Raw genomic sequence first — 19,220 nt, 5'->3', positions numbered from 1 at the left:
GGGCGGCAATCTCGCGAAGTACACTTCCGCGGCGCAAGAAGCCGCAGCACACAGGCCCGGTGGTCCCCTGACCGCCGGGCCTGTGGCCTGCCGGTCGCACCCGCGGGGGGCGCGGGATCTGCTGCAGGTAACGGCGTATGGAACAAGCGCCGTCCCGGTTTCCTCGCCGGCGACTGCATGTGCCACCGTCTTGTGTCTCCCCCGTTACCGCGACCGGAGGCCATGCCAAAGGTCCCGCCCGGGTGCGCTGTCGCAGCACCCGGGCGGGACCTGGCCACTTCGGTGGGGACCTTACTGCCCGTGTCGGGCCAACCAGTCGGCCAGTGCGGGGCCGATCTGGGCGAGTTGGTCCGGACGGGTCAGCTCGCCGTGCGCTCCCCGTACAGGGGTGACCTCGATCCGGCCCGTCACATGGGGCCGCCAGTCGTCCGGGCGGGCCGAGCCCGGGGCCTTGTCCTCGGTCGCCTCGAAGACCAGTACGTCCCCTTGGAATGTCCTCGGCACAAAGCCGTCGTGCAAGCGGGCATTGTGGGCGAACACCCGGATCATGGCCGCAAGGCCCTGGTCCCCGAGCAGAGCGAGCGGGCCGGTGTCCTCAGCGGACGACTCGGGCTGATGTCCCAGTGACGCGAACAGGGCGTGCGTGAGCTCCGCCGCGTCCTCGGTCCCCTCACCCGGTTCGCTCTCAGTTCGCTCCACCGGGATGCCGTCGGCAGGGTAGCCGTCCATCAGCACCAGGGAGTCGACGCGCTGCCCTTCCTCCTGGAGCCGCACCGCCATCTCGTGGGCCACGACAGCGCCGAAGGACCAGCCGAGCAGGGAGTACGGGCCCTCCGGCTGGACGGACCGGATCTGCGCCAGATAGGCCTCCACCATCTCGGCCAGGCTCGCCGGAGCAGCATCCGGTTGCGTGAGCCCGTGCGCCTGGAGACCGTACAAGGGCTGGTCCGAGGGCAGATGACGGAGCAGGCCGGAGTACACCCAGCTGACGCCCGCCGCCGGGTGGACGCAGAAGAGCGGCCGGGGCGAGGAGGCATCGCCCGGGAGAGGTGTGCCGGACGACCGACGGACCCTGCGGAGCGGCAACAGAACGGCGAGGGAGTCCTCTCTCCGGCCTTCGGCCTCGTCGAGCCGCTCGGCGAGGTCGGCGACGGTGGGGGCGTCGAACAGGGTCCTGATGTCCAGATCGGCTCCCAGCACCGAACGCACCCGGCTGATCAGCTGCGTAGCGAGCATCGAGTGGCCGCCGAGCGCGAAGAAGTCGTCGTCGATACCCACCGCGGGCGCCCCGAGCACCTGCCCGAACAGCCCGCACAGCAGCTCCTCACGCACCGTCCGCGGACCGCGGCGGCTCACCGCCGCTCCGTCGCCCGGCGCGGGCAGTGCCCGCCGGTCCAGCTTTCCGCGAGAGGTCAGCGGCAGGGCGTCCAGGAGGACGAACGCCGACGGCACCATGTGCCGCGGCAGCCGCTCCGTCGCGAACCGGCGCAGTGCGCCCGGGTCCAGATCGGAGCCCGCCTCGCCGTCGCGCCCGGCGACCACGTAGGCCACCAGGCGGCGGTCGCCCGGGCGGTCCTCGCGAACGGTCACGGCCACGTGGCCGACCGCGTCGTGCCCGGCGAGGACCGCCTCCACCTCGCCCGGTTCGATGCGGAACCCTCGGATCTTCACCTGGTCGTCGGCGCGGCCCACGTACTCCAGCACCCCGTCGGCGCGCCATTTGACCAAGTCCCCGGTCCGGTACATCCGCTCGCCCGGCTCCCCGAACGGGCAGGCCACGAACCGTTGCGCCGACAGGGCCGGGCGGCCCACGTAACCGCGTGCCACGCCCGTGCCCGCCAGGTACAGCTCGCCGATCACCCCGACCGGAGCCGGCCGCAGGCCCTCGTCGAGCACGTACACGCGGTTGTTCCCCATGGGACGGCCGATCGTCGGCCGATCGTGGTCCGCGACGGTCGCGTACGAGACGTACACCGTTCCCTCGGTCGGGCCGTAGCCATTGACGACCCGCGTGCCGGACACAGCCCGCAGGTCGGTCCACAGGGCCTGGTCGCAGCCCTCACCACCGAGTTCGATAATGCGCGGGCGCGACGCCTGTCCGTCGGACAGCAGCCCCGCGGCCATCAGCTGGCGGCAGAAGGTGGGGGACACCTCCAGGTAGTCGATGGCCTGAGCGGCGACGTACTCGACCAGCGCCTGCGGGTCGCGGCGGGTCTCGTCGTCGATCAGGTGCAGCTCGTGGCCGCCCATCATCCACAGCACCGGGCACCAGGAGGAGTCGAACGTCAACGGCCCGGTCAGTGCGGCCCGGATCCGGTGACCGTCCGCCGGCTGGGACGCGTAGACCTCGCCGAGGTGGCCGTGGAACAGGTTGGAAAGGCTGCGGTGTTCGACCGCCACGCCCTTCGGCTGACCGGTCGAACCGGATGTGTAGATCACGTAGGCGAGATGGTCCGGGCTCGGCCGGACGGACCGGTCGCCGGGGCCGAGGTCCACGGACGCATACCGGCTGAGGGTGGCGCGCACGGCGGGGTCGTCGAGGGCCAGCAGCGACAGTGTCGTCCCACAGTGCGGCCGGAGCCGGGCAGCGTGGTCCGTGTCCGTCAGCAGCACCGCCGGTGCGGCGTCCTCCAGCATGAGAACCAGCCGGTCCACCGGGTACTCCGGGTCCAGCGGCACGTAGCAGGCGCCTGCCTTGAGCACGGCCAGCATGGCGACGAGGTGTTCTCCGGTACGCGGAAGCAGGGTGGCCACATGCTGTTCCGGTCCCACGCCCTGCCCGATCAGCATCCGGGCCAGCTGGTTCGCCCGGTTGTTCAACTCTTGGAACGTCCACGCACCCTGCACGTCCACGAGCGCCGTGGCACCGGGGATGCGCCGCGCCTGCTCTTCGAAGATCTCGTGCAGCAACCGGTCGTCGGGCAGTGGGCGAGCGGTGTCGTTCCACTGCACCAGGACACGCTCCCGCTCCGGCGGAGAGAGCAGCTCCGGGGACCCGATGGTGGCCTCGGGGTTCGTGATGGCGGCGTTGAGGACGCGGTTGAAGTGTCGGATCAGGGACTCTGCGGTGGAGTGGTCGAAGAGGTCGGCGGCGTAGTGCAGCAGACCGTCGATGCCACGGGGCTCGCCCTTCTCGCCGCGGCTCTCGGCGAAGGTGAAGTCCAGGTCGAATTTGGTGGGTGCGGTGTCGAACTGCTGAGGAGTGGCGGTGGCGCCCGGGAGGTCGAGCGTCCCCTCCGCATTGTTCTGAAGGACCAGCATGGTCTGGAACAACGGATGCCGCGCCGCGGTGCGCTCCGGGTTGAGCTCCTTCACCAACTGCTCAAAAGGCAAGTCCTGGTGAGCGAACGCCGCCAGATCACTCTCCCGAACCCGCCGCAACAACTCCGAGAACGTCGGATCCCCCGAAGTGTCAGTGCGCAGCACCAGCGTATTGACGAAGAACCCCACGAGGTCGTCGAGCGCCTGGTCGGTGCGGCCGGCCGTGGCCGTACCGAGGGGGATATCGGTGCCCACACCGAGGCGGGTCAGCAGTCCGGCCAGCGTGGCTTGGAGGGCCATGAACAGGGTCGCGCCGTGGCTGCGGGCGAGGTTTTCGAGTTGTGCGTGGAGTTCGGCGGGGATGTGGAAATGGACGAGCCCACCGGTGTGGGTGGCCTGCGCGGGGCGCGGACGGTCGGCGGGAAGCGCAAGCTCCTGAGGAAGGCCGGCCAGAGTACGGGTCCAGAACTCCGCCTGCTCCGCCCCTACACCCTCAAGAAGCTCACGCTGCCACAGCGCGTAGTCGGCATACTGCACCGGCAACGCCTGCCACGCGGGCGCCTGACCACCAAGACGAGCCCGATAGGCCGTCGACAGATCCCGCAGCAACGGCGCCTCCGACCACCCATCACTCGCAATGTGATGCAACGCCAACAACAACACATGCTCATCAGCGTCGACGGAGAACAAAGACACCCGGAACGGCAACTCAACAGCAAGATCGAACGAAGCGAACGCCGACGCCTGGACCATGGAAGGCAGGTCCTCGGCAGCACACTCCACCACTGTCACCTTCACCCGCGCATCCGCGGGCGCCAGGATCACCTGGCAGGCTTCACCGCCCGTGGCGGGGAATATCGTACGCAGCGCCTCATGACGGGCCACCACATCATTCACCGCTGACTGCAGCGCTCCCGCGTCAACGCCACCCCGCACCCGGAAGGCAAACGGCGCGTTGTACGTCGGGCTCTGCTCCAGACGGTCAAGAAACCACAACCGCTGCTGAGCAAACGACAGCGGAACCGTCTCCGGCCGTGACCGGACCGCCACCGCGGGACGAACAACCGCCCCCTCTGCCAACCCCGCTGCCAGACCCGCCACCGTCGGGGCGGAGAACAGCTCACGAACTCCCAACTCCACACCCAGCACCGAACGAATACGCCCGAGCAACCGGGTAGCGAGCAGTGAGTGACCTCCCAAAGCAAAGAAGTTGTCGTGGACGCCTACACCGGGCACCTTGAGGACCTCGGCGAACAGTCCGCACAGCAGCTCTTCCTGCACCGACCGCGGACCACGCTCATCATCACACTCCTCCTCCACAGCCTCGATCACGCGACGGCGCTCGCCCGCACGCCCCAGAAACGCCCGCTCCTGCTCAACCGACTCAAAAACCTCCAGCACACCGACAGCGACATCCGGAGCCGCGGTGATGGCGCTGAAGAGTTGCAGCAGGCGCTGGGCAAGGGTCTCCGCCGTGGAGTGGTCGAAGAGGTCGGCGGCGTAGTGCAGCAAACCGGCCATTCCGCATGGCGCCCCGTCCTCGCCGTGATGCTCCGCAAAGCCCCAGCTGAGGTCGAACTTGGTGGGTGCGATGTCGAGCTGTTGAGGGGTGGCTGTGGCGCCCGGGAGGTCGAGGGTCCCCTCCGCATTGTTCTGGAGGACCAGCATGGTCTGGAACAACGGATGCCGCGCCGCAGTGCGCTCCGGGTTGAGCTCCTTCACCAACTGCTCAAAAGGCAGATCCTGATGAGCGAAGGCCGCCAGATCACTCTCCCGCACCCGCCGCAGCAACTCCGAGAACGTCGGATCCCCCGAAGTATCGGTACGCAACACCAGCGTATTGACGAAGAACCCCACGAGGTCGTCGAGCGCCTGGTCGGTGCGGCCGGCCGTAGCCGTACCGAGAGGGATATCGGTGCCCGCACCGAGGCGGGTCAGCAGCGTCGCCAGACCTGCCTGCAGGACCATGAAGGTCGTCGCGCCGTGGTCGCGGGCCAACGATACGAGTTGCGTGTGGAGTTCGGCGGGGATGTGGAAGTGGACCAGCCCGCCGGTGTGAGTGGCCTGCGCGGGGCGCGGACGGTCGGTGGGAAGAGCAAGCTCCGGAGGAAGGTCGGCCAGAGCACGGGTCCAGAATTTGTTCTGTTCTGTCTCCACGTTGTTCAGGAGCTCGCGCTGCCACAGCGCATAGTCGGCATACTGCACCGGCAACGGCTGCCACCAAGGCTCCTCACCGCCAAGACGAGCCCGGTAGGCCGCCGACAGATCCCGCAACAGCGGCGCCTCCGACCACCCATCACTCGCAATGTGATGCAACGCCAACAACAACACATGCTCATCAACATCGACCGAAAACAAAGCCACCCGGAACGGCAACTCAACAGCAAGATCAAAAGGGCTGAAAGCGGCGGCCTGGAGCCGCATGGACAGCTCCTCGGCAGAGCACCGCACCACCTTCACATCGACACACGCCTGGTCGGCATCGAGCACCCGCTGGAAGGGCTCGCCGTCAACCGCGGGGAATACCGTACGCAGCGCCTCATGACGAGCCACCACATCATTCACCGCTGACTGAAGCACCCCTGCATCAACACCGCCCCGCACCCGGAAGGCGAACGGTGCGTTGTACGTCGGGCTCTGCTCCAGACGGTCAAGAAACCACAACCGCTGCTGAGCAAACGACAGCGGAACCATCTCCGGCCGTGACCGGACCGCCACTGCGGGACGAACAACCGCCCCCTCCGCCAACCGCCCCGCCAAACCCGCCACCGTCGGCGCGGAGAACAGCTCCCGAACCCCCAACTCCACACCCAGCACCGAACGAATACGCCCAAGCAACCGGGTAGCAAGCAGCGAGTGACCCCCCAAAGCAAAGAAATTGTCGTGGACGCCTACACCGGGAACCTTGAGGACCTCAGCGAACAGCCCGCACAGCAACTCCTCCTGCACCGACCGCGGACCACGCTCATCACCGCACTCCTCCATCACCCCCGCAGCCTCAATCGCACGACGGCGCTCACCCGCACGCCCCACAAACACCCGCTCCTGCTCAACCGACTCAAAAACCTCCAGCACACCGACAGCAGCATCCGGAGCCGCGGTGACGGAATCGAGGAGGCGTACAAGGCAGCGCGACAGGGACTCGGCGGTGGAGTGGTCGAACAGGTCGGTGGCGAACTGGAGAATTCCCGCGATCCCCGCAGGTCTCTCGTCCGCATCCCGCTGTTCCGCGAGGCTCCAGCCGAGGTCGAATTTGGTGGGTGCGGTGTCGAATTGCCGAGGGGTGGCGGTGGTGCCCGGGAGGTCGAGGGTCCCCTCGGCGTTGTTCTGGAGGACCAGCATGGTCTGGAACAACGGATGCCGCGCGGCGGTGCGCTCCGGGTTGAGCTCCTTCACCAACTGCTCAAAAGGCAGATCCTGATGAGCGAAGGCCGCCAGGTCACTCTCCCGCACCCGCCGCAGCAACTCCGAGAACGTCGGATCCCCCGAAGTGTCAGTACGCAGCACCAGCGTATTGACGAAGAACCCCACGAGCTCATCGAGTGCTTCGTCTCCACGGCCGGCCGTGGCCGTGCCGAGGGGGATGTCAGTGCCCGCGCCCAGACGTGTCAGAAACGTCGCCAGGCCGGCCTGCAGGACCATGAAGAGGGTTGCTCCATGGTTGAGGGCCACGGACTCCAGGCGGGCGTGGAGTTCGGCGGGGATGTGGAAGTGAACGAGCCCACCGTTGTAGGTGGCCTGCGCGGGACGCGGACGGTCGGTGGGAAGAGCAAGCTCCTGCGGGAGACCAGCCAGAGCACGGGTCCAGAACTCCGCCTGCTCCGCCCCTACACCCTCAAGAAGCTCACGCTGCCACAGCGCGTAGTCGGCGTACTGCACCGGCAACGCCTGCCATGCAGGAGCCTGACCACCAAGACGAGCCCGATAGGCCGTCGACAGATCCCGCAGCAGCGGCGCCTCCGACCACCCATCACTCGCAATGTGATGCAACGCCAACAACAACACATGCTCATCAGCATCAACCGAGAACAAAGACACCCGGAACGGCAACTCAACAGCAAGATCAAAGGGGGAGAAAGCGGCGGCCTGGAGCTGCACGGGCAGTTCCTCGGCGGAGCACCGCACCACCTTCACATCAACGCGTGCCTGATCCGTGCCAAGCACGCGCTGGGAAGGCTCGCCGTCAACCGCGGGGAATACCGTACGCAGCGCCTCATGACGAGCCACCACATCATTCACCGCAGCCTGCAGCACTCCCGCATCAACACCGCCCCGCACCCGGAAAGCGAACGGCGCGTTGTACGTCGGACTCTGCTCCAAACGGTCAAGAAACCACAACCGCTGCTGAGCAAACGACAACGGCAACACCTCCGGCCGCGACCGCACCACCACCGAAGGACGAACAACCGCCCCCTCCACCAACCGCCCCGCCAAACCCGCCACCGTCGGCGCGGAGAACAACTCCCGAACCCCCAACTCCACACCCAGCACCGAACGGATGCGGCTCAGCAGCTGAGCGGCCCTCAACGAGTGGCCACCCAGGGCGAAGAAGTTGTCATCCACCCCTACGCTGGGAACGTTGAGCACCTGAGCGAACAGTCCGCACAGCAACTCCTCCTGCACCGACCGCGGTCCACGGCCGCGTCCGGAGCCGCCGTTGCCGTACCCCGTGTCGGCGGTCTGTTCCACCGGCAGGTTCTGCACTTCAGTCATGACACTTCCTTGGAGATCCGGGAACGGTTCAGTGACCCACGGGGGACTTCGGCGACAGGTCGGTCCAGTTCGCCTCGATGTGGTCGAGGCACGTCTGGTAGCCGGCGGCGCCGCGCGTCACGGTCCAGCCCATGGGGGGTGCCAGGTGCGAGGGCCACAAGGAGTGCTGGTTGTGTTCGTTGACCAGGACCAGGTAGGTGCCGTCAGGGTTCTCGAAGGGGTTCGTCACGAGAGGGGTCCTTTCTGACCAGGAGCAGGGTGGGGACGAGCGGGAGGACGGGCGGGGTCAGGCGGGGGCCGGGGCCGTGGGAGTGGTGAGCGCGGTGATCCGGACGGGCAGGTCGCGCCAGATGTCCGGGGTGTAGAAGTGCCCGCCGGGCAGTACGTCGTGGCGGTAGGGTCCGCGCGCGACCCTGCGCCACTGGTCTCCGGCGTCCTTCTCGATGACGTCGTCGTCGGTCGCGGAAAGCATCTGCACCGGGACGCTCACGGAGGTTCCCGCCCTGTAGCGGAAGGTGTCACGGACGCGGATGTCGTCGCGCATGAGCTCGACCGCCATCTCCTGGAGGTCGGGATCCTCCAGGACGTGCGCGGGCATCAAGCCGTTGCTCAGCATCCAGTCCAGCAGCTCCGCGTCGCTGTCCTGGCGCGCGGGGAACATGTCGCGGGGCGTCAGGCCGCGGTCGGGCGCGTTGCACGAGGAGACGACCAGTGCCTCGGGCAGCGGACCGCCGGAGTTCTCGATACGGGCCGCCACGTCGAACGCCATCCAACCGCCCATGCTGTGGCCGAACAGCACGTACGGTCCGTCGACGGCCGAGAGCACGGCCGCCGTGGTGTCGGCCGCGAGCTCCTCCCAGTCGGTCGCGCACGGCTCCAGGAAACGGCCTTCCCTGCCGGGGTAGCAGATGGCGGAGAGGGCCACGTCCGCGGGGACTTTCTCGCTCCACGCGTGGTAGGGCCCGGTGCCTCCGCCGCAGAAGCCCAGGCAGAGGAGCGTGCGCCGGGTGGTGTGGTCCGGCTGTTTGATCCGGATGACGGTGGTGTCCTGTCGTACGGCCATCGTGGCCCTCTCTTTCTCGAACGGATCCCGGCCGGGGCATGACCGGCCGGGGGCGGCGGGACTGCTCAGTGACCGGCGCGCACGGTCTCGACGTGCTGCGCCAGGTCCCTCAGCCGGGGGTGCCGGTAGACCTCGCGCGTGGACAGGGCGATACCGAGCTGTTTCTTCAGCCGGGCGACGACGCGCAGCGCGATCAGCGAATGGCCGCCCATGGCGAAGAAGTCGTCGTCGGCCCGGATGTGCGCACGGCCCAGTACCTCGGACCACACATCCGCTATGAGCGTCTCGACCTCGCCGTCCGGGGCGTGGTGCTGCGCCGCGCCCTCCTCCGCCTGTGCGGCCGGCTGCCCATCCGCGGCCTGTTCGGGGGCGGGAAGGGCGGCGAGGTCGACCTTGCCGTTCACCGTCAGCGGCAGGGCGTCGAGGGTGACATACGCGGTCGGGAGCATGTACTGGGGCAGGATTCCGGCCAGGTGCTCCCGCAGGGCGTCCGGGGTCGGCACGGCAGCCGCTGTGCGACCCTCGGTGCCGTCTGCCGCGACGAGGTACGCGGCCAGTTGCTCCCCGGCGGTCGGGCTGCTGTGCAGCGTGACCACGGCGGTCGCCACACCGGGGTGGGTGGTCAGCGCGGCCTCGATCTCCCCCAGCTCGACGCGGTAGCCGCGAATCTTCACCTGCCGGTCGATGCGCCCCAGGTACTCCAGGGCCTTGTCGGCGCGGCGGCGCACCTTGTCCCCGGTGCGGTACATCCGGGTGCCGTCGGCCGCGAACGGGTCGGCGACGAACCGTGTCGCGGTGAGCGCGGGCCGGCTCACGTACCCCGCCGCCACTCCGGCGCCCGCCAGGTAGAGTTCGCCCTCTTCACCGTCCGCCACCGGCCGCAGTGCGGCGTCCAGGACATGGGCGCGGACGCCCGGCAGTGGGTGGCCGATGTGCGGGAAGTCGCCCTCGACCCATGTGGCGGTGGCGTCCACCGTGCACTCGGTGGGACCGTACAGGTTGAGCGCTTCGAGCCGCCCGGCGGCGCATTCGGCCGCGAGCTCCCGCCAGGTGCGCTCGGGCACCGGCTCGCCGCCCATGAACAGCCTCAGTCGCCGTCCCTCGGCGGCGCGCACCAGCAGGTCGTCGCGGAGCAGGTGCCAGTGCGACGGCGTCAGGTCCAGGTCCTGCACACCGTGCCTGTCCAGGATCTCGCTCAGTCGGCCGGGGTCGGTGCGCTCGTCCTCGCCGAGCACGATCACGGTGTCGCCCCGGCACACCCGGGCCCACTGCTGAACGGAGGCGTCGAAGGAGACGCTGGCGTTCCAGGCGACGACGCGGGGCTGCTCGGCGTACATGCCCGCCCCCTCCAGCCCGGCCACCAGGGATGCCACGCCGCCCCGGGTGGTCTCGACGCCCTTCGGGGTGCCCGTCGAGCCGGAGGTGTAGATCACGTACGCCGGTGCGTGCGCGGGAGTGCGGACCGGCGGCGCCGGGTGCCCGTCCGCCGGAGCGGGGAGCTCCGTGACGGGGAGGGGGTGCACGTCCGTCGGCCACGTCCTCCGGTCGTCGCCGCCCGTCAGCAGGGTCCTGATGCCCGCATCACGCACCATCGTGTGGAGGCGCTCCGACGGGTACGCGGGGTCGAGCGGGACGTAGGCGGCGCCGATCCGCCATACGGCGAGGAGGGCGACAACGAGGTCCGTGCTGCGGGGAAGGCTGACGCCGACCCGTTCACCGGGGGCGGCGCCTCGTGCGGTCAGCGCCTCGCCCACCTGGGCCGTTCGTCGGTCGAGTTCGGCGAAGGTCAGGCTGCTGACTCCGTCGTGCACCGCCGTCCGGTCCGGTGTGGCCACTACCGCCTGCTGAAAGCGGGCCAGCAGGTCGAGGGGGTGGTCCCGGCGGGGCTCCGGGGCCTGCGTGCTGTCGTTCGGCCCTTCGGGAATGGTGGTCACGCGGCCTGCTCCTCTCGTGCGGCGGGGGCCACCGTGGGCCGGCAGTCCGCGAGTTCCACGGGGTCGCCCATGGCGACGACGATGCGCCGGTCGCCCCGGAAGGGGTCACGGCCGTGGGTGCTCAGGACGTTGTCGACGAGCATCACGTCGCCCGGCTGCCAGGTCTCGCGTACGGTCGCGGCCTCGTATGCGGCGTTGATCGTGTCGATGTCCTCCCGGGTCAGGGGCGCTCCGTCGCCGAGGGCGGTCTCGAAGGGCAGCCGGTCGGGCCCGAACTCGTCGAGCAGGGCCTGCCGGAGCTCCTCGTCCAGGGACCAGGAGTTCCAGAAGGCCATGTGGTTGAACCAGACTTCCTCGCCCGTCTCCGGGTGCCGGATGATGCCGGGCCGGAGCTGCCGAGTGCTCAGGCCGTCGGACGCGTCCCACTCGCAGGAGATGAGGCTGTCCGCGCAGTACTTCTCGACGCCCTCCCGGCTGTCGGTCGCGAAGGCGGTCCGCCAGTCCAGGGAGATGTGCTCCGAGTAGGTGCGCATCAGCAGCCAGCCGGCGGAGCGCATCCGTGCGACCAGGTCGGCGGGCAGGCGGCGCAGCACCTCGCGGCAGTCGGCGACCGGTGTCGCCCCGCCCTCCTCCGGCGCGGTGAGGCAGGAGAACAGCAGCAGCCCCGGGAAGGTCAGGGTGTAGCTGTTCTCGTTGTGCATCCGGATGGGCTGGTTCGGCGGGAGGTCGGTGGAGGAGTAGACGTCGTTGCCGTAGCTGCTGCGCGGGGTGGCCTTCTCCCGGTAGGCCGTGCGGCGCGGCACCAGGGCATCGCGCACCTTCGCGAAGTCGTCGACATCGTTGACCGGGAGGCCACGGAGGTAGAGCGCGCCGTACCGGTGGAGTGCCTCGCGCAGCTCCGAGTGGATCGAGGTGAGCCACTGGCACGCCTCGTCGGCCTGGGCGAACCTGGGGACTTGTGTCGTCGCCGGTTTTCCGGGCTCGACGGTCCAGGTGGGTATGCCGACGCTGCCGGACTGGGCAGAACTCATCGTGGTGCGCTTCCTTTCGTGGCGTTGCTTGTGAAATTCCTCATGTGCTGTTCCGGAGAGTTCATCCCCATCCGGTGTCGCACTGCTTCGTCAAAAGGTGGGGCGTGTTCTGCGCAGGGCCCCAGGAATGATTCATGGTGTGCTTCCTCCCCCGTCCGGATGCGATGGCGATTCCTCGGCCGGGTCCGAGGGGTTTCACGTTGTCAGCAAAAAGTGCCGCGCCCCAGGGGTGTTCGGGGATGGTGTTCGCGCCTGTCACATATACGAGAGGGGCGGGCAGGGGTATACGGAACGGTGGTGTACGAATCGCTCAGTTCGTCCCGGCCGCCCGCACCGGGAGATCCCGGCGGGCGCGGATCGGTGAGCAGTACAGGATCAGCGCGGCCAGCGGCATGCCCACGGTCAGCAGCCACATCGTCGTGCGCAGCCCGAGCCAGGTCCCCAGCCCCCCGGCGGCCAGGGCGCCGAGCGGCAGCGTTCCGTAGTTGAGGAACGCCGAACACGCGGTGACCCGGCCGAGTACCCCTGAGGCGCAATACCCCTGGATGAAGCCCGCCTTGATGACGTTGCCCGCCACCACGCCCAGCGAGACCGCCGCGTAGCCCACGACGAAGAACACCAGTCCGGCACCTCGGGTCGTGAGCGCGGTGAGCGGGGCGAGCGCGGGGACTCCGAGCTCGAACAACAGCAGGGAGCGGGCGGTCCCGAAGCGGGCCACGCACCGTCGTACCAGCAGCGCGCCCAGCACCCCACCGGCTCCGCCGACCGCCGCCAGGGCCCCCACCGTGCCGGAGGACAGGCCGACCTCCCGGACCAGGAACACCACGAGGAGCGAGTTGCAGCCGCCCAGGACGAGGTTGGAGGTGGCCCCGAAGAGCGTGAGACTTCGCAGGTACGGATCGTGTACGACCAGGTCCACGCCCTCCCTCACCTCTCTGAGCAGCGCGCCGCGCCCCCGTTCGGCCGCGACGGCCGGAGGGGGCGGTTCCCGGTGCCGGATACGGGCCACGCACACCAGGGAGACGAGGAAGGTCGCCGCGTTGGTCAGCATCCCGTTGACCGCTCCGGCGGACTGGGCGATCAGTCCGCCGGAGCCGAATCCGACGATCTGCGCGGCGGAGGCGCTGCCGTGCAGCTTCGCGTTCCCCTCCGCCTGGTCGGCCGCGCTGACGATCGTGGGGAGATAAGCGGTGTACGCGGTCTGGAAGAAGACCGCCGCCGACCCGGCCAGCAGGGCGACGACCAGGAGTTGACCGAAGCCCAGCGCTCCGAGCCAGGCAGCGACCGGTACGCTCAGGAACAGGGCGCCGGAGACGGCGTCGCTGACCAGCATGACCGTCCTGCGGCGCAGCCGGTCCACCCAGACCCCGGCGGGGAGTCCGATCACCAGCCAGGGCAACCATGTGGCGGCGTTGAGCAGGCTCACCTCGAAGGTGCCGGCGTCGAGCACGGAGACCGCGGCCAGGGGCAGCAGCACACTCGTGACCGAGGCACCGAATTTACCGGCGGACTCACCGCACCACAGCATCCGGAAATCCCGGTGCCGGCGCAGCAGTCCGCCGCGACCCGACCGCCCCGCCGTCCGGCCGGTGCCGTCCGCGCCTGCCTCGGCCTGCCTTTCTTCCCGGCCTCTCACTTTCACGTGAAGATTCCCCTCTGCTCGACGTTGACTGGTTGTTGACCACTCGTGCCTAGGCTTCTTCTCATCGGCGGACAGCGCCGGCACAACAGGAGAGCCATGAATATCTCAAGGCCGTTCGGCCAGATCGAGCTGAGCCAGGAAGCTCTGGGTGTCTTCGAATTCGCGGCACAGCGGGCCGTATGCGGCCCAAAGGACCTCGGCACTCTCGGACTTGACTACGACACCGCGGAACGGGTGCTCAAAGAACTTCTGGAAATGCGATTGCTGTCCCGCGCCGAAAAGGAGCCCGGTCACTTCACCGTCGTACCACCACGGGTCGCCGCCGACCGATTGCTGCGCCCGATGGAACGCTATATCCGGGAACAGCACGAGGAGATCGAGCAGCTCCGCTGGACGTTCGAGTCACTGCTCCCGGTCTACGAGTCGGGTTGGGCACACCGATCCGACGCGGAACCGTTGGAGCTGATCACCGACCTCTGTGTCGTGCAGGAGACCATCGAGGAACTGATGCTCTCCTGCCAGGAAGAGGTACTGGCCGCGCAACCGGGCGGCCCCCGCTCGCCCCTTGCCCTGGAGGAGGCCGCCGAACGGGACCGCCGAGGACTGGCGCGCGGCGTCGCCATGCGCACGCTCTATCAGCACACCGCCCGCTACCACCAGCCGACCGTGGAGCACGTGCGGCGGACGACGGGGCTGGGAGCGGAGGTCCGCACCCAGGCCGAGGGCCTCTGCCGCATGCTGATCTTCGACCACCGGGTGGCGCTGCTGGGTCTGCCGGACGATCCGCACGCGGCGCTGGTGGTGCGCGAGCCCCATCTCATCCACTGCATGCGGGCCTTCTTCGACTGCTGCTGGCGTCGTGCCTCACCGTTCCCCGTCACCTTCGACTCGGCGTCCGCTCTGCGCATCTCCGGTGAGATCCAGGAGTCGATCGCCGCCATGCTCTCCGAGGGCCTGGAGGACAAGTCCATCGCACGGCGTCTGGGCATGTCGGTACGCAGCTGCCAGCGCCATGTCTCGGAGATCATGAAGGCCGTCGGCGCCACGAGCCGCTTCCAGGCCGGCTACCTCCTCGGACAGCTCCGTGCCGGCGGGGCCGTCCGGGACCAGGAGTGAGCCCCGGCGCTCCGTCGGCACCGGCCCGTCAGCCCCGGCCTACAGTGCGCACGGCCGTCGCCGGTTCGGCCGAGGCCAGTTGCCTCACGAGGAGGCCGAGGCCGTCGGCGTGGCGCTGTGCCTCCTCCACCGAGTAGTTGGCGGGATTGGCCTCCACCCCGATGGCGGCACCCTCGCTCACGGCGCGTGCGTCGAAGAAGAAACTCAGGTCCGGGATGGGGCCGGTGACCAGTGTGTGCACCACGCCCGTGGCCGCTCCGAAGCGCAGATCGCGGTCGAAATTCATGATGTTGACCAGCGGTCCGACACCGTGCTGCTCCGGGGGGCCCGGTCTGGCGGACAGCGCGCGCCGGAACTCCTCGTAGCGGTATCGGTGGTGGCGCAGCGCCTGCCGGATCCGGCCGTCCGCCTGCCGGAACGTGTCCAGTACGGACCGGTCCGGTTCCACCGCCACCCGCATCGGCAGGATGTTCGACATCGGTGCGACGACGTCCCGCAGCTTGCGGGTGGTGCGGCCCGACACGGAGCAACCAAAGGTCACCTCGTCGGCTTCGGTGGCCTGCCACAGGTACAGGGCGGCCGCCGTGATCTGGAAGTGCGCCGGGGACACCCCGAACCGCTCGCTCTGCTCATTGATCGCATCCACCACGGGCCGCGGCAGATGGTGGCCGCCGTGCCGGGCGACGGGCGCGGGCGGCGCGGCCGCCTTCAGACGCCCCGTGACCGGCCATTCGGCAGCCTCCTTCTCCCAGAAGTCCCGGTCGGCCCGGCACAGGCGGCCCGCCGCGTAGGCCCGTTCGTGCTCGACCGCGACCGTGACGGGCGCGAAGGGATTCGGGGTCGAGGGCGCCCCGCTCTGCAGGGAGTTGTACAGATCCGCCGTCCTGCGGGCAAGGGCGGCGAAGCTGTGGGCGTCGATCAGGATGTGGTGGAAGCGCCGGTACCAGAAGTGGCGGTCGGCCGACACCTTGATCAGGGCTGCCGTGAGCAACGGGCCGCGGGTGAGGTCGACCGGCCGGTCGAACTGCGCACGCATCCAGGCCAGGGCCTCCGCCTCGGGATCGCGTGTGTCGCTCAGGTCGAGGACGTCGAAGTCCCATTCCGCCGGTGCCAGTTCCTGGGCCGGTGCCCCGTCGGGCCCCATGACGAACCGCGCGCCCAGCGACCCGGCCTCGTCCACGGCGATACGGGCGGCCCGTTCCAGGAGCGCCGCGTCGACGACGCCGGTGATCTCGTAGTAGTCACCGACGTTGTAGACCGTGCTGCTCGGTTCCAGGATCTGGGATATCCAGATCTCCAGTTGGAATGCGGTCAAGGGGACATGCACGTTCGTCGCTCCAGACGTCTCGGAATCCGTCGTGAGCCCAACCCTTGCAGCCACATCGGCCGGGGCACAGGCCGAAGTGGGGGTGGTGTTCGCGTCTGTCGTGCACCCGAGGGGCAGAGCGCGGCGGGCAGGGCCGGGCCGCCGCACCGGCACCGCCGGCCGACCTCGCTCCGGCGGACCTTCAACGGCGGTTGTTCCCCCGGCCCGCCGGCCTCAACAGCCGTGGGGTTCAGCCATCGGCCTTCGCTGCCGCGCCCTTGAGCGCGCTGTCCCTGACGTGGCAGAAGATCTTGGCCGGGTCGCTGTAGTAGCGCCACGGCAGGGCCTCCACGTAGCCGTCCACCAGCCGGAACTGTCCCAGGGCCGCCTCGTGCCGGCCCTGCTTGGTCAGGCAGTAGGCCAGCAGGTGCCGGACCTCCGCGACCCTGGGGTGGTCCGGCCGCGCCGCGGCGACATCCGCCTGGGCGGCATCGGTCAGCGCCAGCATCTCCGGCCAGCCGTAGGCCTCCTGCGGCGCCTCGTCGTCGTTGTGCTCGTACCAGCTGACCAGCGGGAACATGGTCAGCAGGCTGCCGCGCGGGGCCGTCGCCGCGGCCTGCGCGGCGAAGTTGCGGGCGAGGTCGTTGGAGCCGCACCACTTCGCGCTCCAGTACTGCAGCGCGTACCAGTGCGCCTCGTAGTGGTACGGGGCGCGGGCGGTGACCTCGGCCCACAGCTGGTGCAGTGCCTCGTGCGGTGCGCCCAGGCCCATGTACAGCGGGATCTGCAGGAGGTACGGGGTGGGGTCGCCGGGCTGGGCGAGGGATGCGGCCCTGGCGAAGTCCTCCCTGGCTTCCTGCAGCACCCGGAGGAAACCGGCGGCCTGTTCGTCGGTGGTGTCCTTGGCCCAGCCCGAGCCACGGATCTGCCAGGCCAGCGACACCTTCGCGTCCGCGTGGACCACGGCCGCGTCCGGGTCGTCGGGGCGTGCGGCCTGCCAGGCCCGCAGGCAGGTGTCGTCCTCGGCCGCCTGCCTCGCGACGACGCCGACGAGGTAGGAGCGGCGTTCCCAGTCGGTGCCCGCGGCGGCGAGCGCCTGGGCGGCGGGCTGCCACTCGCCCCGGGAGAGGGCCGCCAGCACGGCTTCCGCCTCGGGGTCCGGGTATGCCCGGTCCGTGTTCTGGCGCTCCGGCGGCAGCAGGCCCGCGCCGAGTTCGGCGGCGAGTCCCTCCGCGCGCTTGGCGCGCTTCCTGGAGCGCAGCCAGAAGAAGAGCATGGCTGCGAGGACGATGAGCGGGAGGATCCCGGGCATGGGTTTCTACGGTCCGATCAGTTGCGAGTTCGTGGATTTGCGAATTGTGGGGTTCAGTCGGGGTTCAGTGCATGAGGAGCGTTCGCAGCGGTGCGGTGTCCGGAGCGCCCGCGGCAGCCGCCCGTACCGCGGCCGCCACCGTCTCCTCCGTCCCACCGGCGTATGCGGCCCCCGGCAGCCGTAGCCGCGCCTGGTCGGACCAGGACAGCTCCCAGTACGCCCCGGCCTTCTCCACCAGGGCCAGCTCCGTCAGGCGCCGCATTCCGGTTTCGAGTGCCGGCCGCAGGAACTCCTGCGCCGCCCGGCCGGTCGCCCGCGCCGCCTCGGGCGACTTGGGCAAGTGGCTTGCGACCAGCCAGAGTTGTCCCGCATCGGCACGGTCCAGCAGGGCCGTGAGGTCCCCCGCGGCGCTGCCCGGGGCAACACCCGCCGCGGCCAGTGCCGTCCGCAGCGGCTCGGCGGCCGCCGCCGCCAGGGCGTGCATCCCCCGGTGTGTCAGTTCCGGCCAGTCCGCCCGCTCCATGGTCAGCGCTTCCGGGGTGAGGATGATGTCTTCCAGCTGTGCCAGCACCCGTCGGGCCTCGCGCAGCAGTGTCAGCGCGGGCCTCGCCGGGGCCGCCGCGAGGCCGTCGTCAGGCAGCGCCTCGATCAGGCGCACCCGCTCGGCGACCGGGGGGTGCGAGTCGTACGGGGACTTCTCGCCGGGCGGCAGTTCGCAGCGCAGCTCCGCCAGATCGGACCGGCGTCGCGGGTCGGCGAGCAGGTGGCGCAGGCCGCCGAAGACCTCACCGCGCGGCGGGAGGAGGCCCGCCTCGACGCCCAGCAGGGCGTACCGGCTCTGGTAGAAGTCGTGGGCGGCGTCGAGCGCCGCGATCTCCCGCAGTGCCGAGGCCGTGGCGTCGCGGCCCGCGACCCGGACCGCCATCCGGTCGGCGGCGAGCTCCTGCTGCCGGCCCACGCTGCTGGTGGCCCGCAGGTAGAACCGCGCGTATGCCTGGAACGGCTTGGCCGTCATCCGGTACCCGAAACCGGCACCCCGGGTGTCCACGCGCTTGGCCTTCCGGCCCTTGCGCAGCCGCCTGGCGGCCGCCTCCTCCTGCCGGGAGCGCTCCTTGCCGATCCGCTTGTGCTCCCGCTCCTGGAAGGCGGCCACGGTCCGTATCACGCAGTCGCGGCCGCGCCGGGTGATGCCCGCGAGGCGGGTGTCAGCGTTGCCGTAGTGGCCCAGCTCATGGGCGATCACGGAGTGCAGCTGCGGTTCGGTCAGGCCGGTCAGCAGCGGTACGCCGAGGTACAGGCGGCGCCGGCCGGGCAACAGGCCCAGCAGCCGGGCGTCCTCGGATACCGCCGCGTTCACCTCCCCGGTGAGGAGGATCTCGTCGGGCGCACGGGTCCCGGAGCGCTCGGCCAACGAGCGTACGGCGTGCCACAGTTCGGGCTGATCGGTCTCGGTGACCGGCAGTGCTTCCTCCCCGTCCCCCGTGCCCGTGCCCAGCGCGAAGACACCCCGCAGGACCGGGAATCCCAGCAGGGCGCAGATGACGGTCACTTTGATCGCGACCAGGTGCGGAGCCCAGACCCAGGCCGCGGTACCGGCCCCGGCGAGCACGCCGAGCACGCAGAGGGCAACCAGATAGAAGCCGGCCAACAGGACGAATGCGCGCACCGCGCGCGGAGATGCGCCCACCGAGCAGAGCCCCCCACATCAAGAAGTATCAGAGTGAGAGGATCATATGTGCGAATCGCGCACGGATCGGATCATTTTCGCCAGACGCCGAATCCCGCTGCGCGGCCCCACTCCCAGCCGGCGGCCACTGGTCACGCGCGCACCGGCTCTGCATC

General features: G+C 69.6%; 10 protein-coding genes. 1 reads left to right on the top strand and 9 read right to left on the bottom strand.

The window, feature by feature from the left end; translation table 11 throughout:
- Positions 1-291 precede the first annotated feature (291 nt).
- The 6 genes from ABD269_RS10630 to ABD269_RS10605 form a co-directional block, all read right to left on the bottom strand.
- Positions 292-7,974: an amino acid adenylation domain-containing protein gene (locus tag ABD269_RS10630; protein ID WP_344117542.1), complete on the bottom strand. Its 7,683-nt coding sequence runs from the start codon at positions 7,972-7,974 to the stop codon at positions 292-294.
- Positions 7,975-8,002: 28 nt separating this feature from the next.
- Positions 8,003-8,203 (bottom strand): MbtH family protein, encoded by a 201-nt coding sequence (locus ABD269_RS10625; protein WP_344117541.1) that lies wholly within the window; start codon positions 8,201-8,203, stop codon positions 8,003-8,005.
- A 57-nt stretch (positions 8,204-8,260) separates the two neighbouring features.
- Positions 8,261-9,037, bottom strand: a complete 777-nt coding sequence (locus ABD269_RS10620) for a thioesterase II family protein (protein WP_344117540.1) — start codon at positions 9,035-9,037, stop codon at positions 8,261-8,263.
- A 65-nt stretch (positions 9,038-9,102) separates the two neighbouring features.
- The gene (locus tag ABD269_RS10615; RefSeq protein WP_344117539.1) at positions 9,103-10,971 is read right to left on the bottom strand and encodes a non-ribosomal peptide synthetase; all 1,869 of its coding nucleotides are present in this window, start codon (positions 10,969-10,971) and stop codon (positions 9,103-9,105) included.
- Positions 10,968-12,002, bottom strand: a complete 1,035-nt coding sequence (locus tag ABD269_RS10610; RefSeq protein ID WP_344117538.1) for a TauD/TfdA family dioxygenase — start codon at positions 12,000-12,002, stop codon at positions 10,968-10,970. Before ABD269_RS10610 ends, ABD269_RS10615 begins: the two co-directional genes overlap by 4 nt.
- 310 nt (positions 12,003-12,312) lie before the next feature.
- Positions 12,313-13,557, bottom strand: coding sequence for an MFS transporter (locus tag ABD269_RS10605; protein WP_344117869.1), 1,245 nt, complete (start codon positions 13,555-13,557; stop codon positions 12,313-12,315).
- 183 nt (positions 13,558-13,740) lie between these two features.
- Here ABD269_RS10605 and ABD269_RS10600 point away from each other — a divergent pair, with 183 nt between their 5' ends.
- A complete protein-coding gene (locus ABD269_RS10600) occupies positions 13,741-14,760 on the top strand; it encodes a helix-turn-helix transcriptional regulator (RefSeq protein WP_344117537.1) in 1,020 nt (339 codons plus the stop codon).
- A 28-nt stretch (positions 14,761-14,788) separates the two neighbouring features.
- Here ABD269_RS10600 and ABD269_RS10595 read toward each other — a convergent pair whose 3' ends face one another.
- From ABD269_RS10595 to ABD269_RS10585, 3 genes are all read right to left on the bottom strand, one after another.
- The gene (locus tag ABD269_RS10595; RefSeq protein WP_344117536.1) at positions 14,789-16,075 is read right to left on the bottom strand and encodes a condensation domain-containing protein; all 1,287 of its coding nucleotides are present in this window, start codon (positions 16,073-16,075) and stop codon (positions 14,789-14,791) included.
- Positions 16,076-16,316: 241 nt separating this feature from the next.
- On the bottom strand, positions 16,317-17,378 hold the full coding sequence (locus ABD269_RS10590) for a hypothetical protein (RefSeq protein WP_344117534.1): 1,062 nt from the start codon (positions 17,376-17,378) through the stop codon (positions 16,317-16,319).
- A gap of 64 nt (positions 17,379-17,442) precedes the next feature.
- Positions 17,443-19,044 (bottom strand): M48 family metalloprotease, encoded by a 1,602-nt coding sequence (locus ABD269_RS10585; protein ID WP_344117532.1) that lies wholly within the window; start codon positions 19,042-19,044, stop codon positions 17,443-17,445.
- Positions 19,045-19,220 lie beyond the last annotated feature (176 nt).

Origin of the sequence: Streptomyces blastmyceticus, from assembly GCF_039521185.1 — a bacterium.
GTDB lineage: Bacteria > Actinomycetota > Actinomycetes > Streptomycetales > Streptomycetaceae > Streptomyces > Streptomyces blastmyceticus.
The sequence above is the reverse complement of the archived record's forward strand: the minus strand, read 5'-3'. Positions and strand labels throughout refer to the sequence as shown.

Coding starts and splice junctions, on each gene's coding strand:
- ABD269_RS10590 (WP_344117534.1), bottom strand. CDS start 17,378: ATGCCCGGGATCCTCCCGCTCATCGTCCTCGCAGCCATGCTCTTCTTC.
- ABD269_RS10600 (WP_344117537.1), top strand. CDS start 13,741: ATGAATATCTCAAGGCCGTTCGGCCAGATCGAGCTGAGCCAGGAAGCT.
- ABD269_RS10630 (WP_344117542.1), bottom strand. CDS start 7,974: ATGACTGAAGTGCAGAACCTGCCGGTGGAACAGACCGCCGACACGGGG.
- ABD269_RS10610 (WP_344117538.1), bottom strand. CDS start 12,002: ATGAGTTCTGCCCAGTCCGGCAGCGTCGGCATACCCACCTGGACCGTC.
- ABD269_RS10620 (WP_344117540.1), bottom strand. CDS start 9,037: ATGGCCGTACGACAGGACACCACCGTCATCCGGATCAAACAGCCGGAC.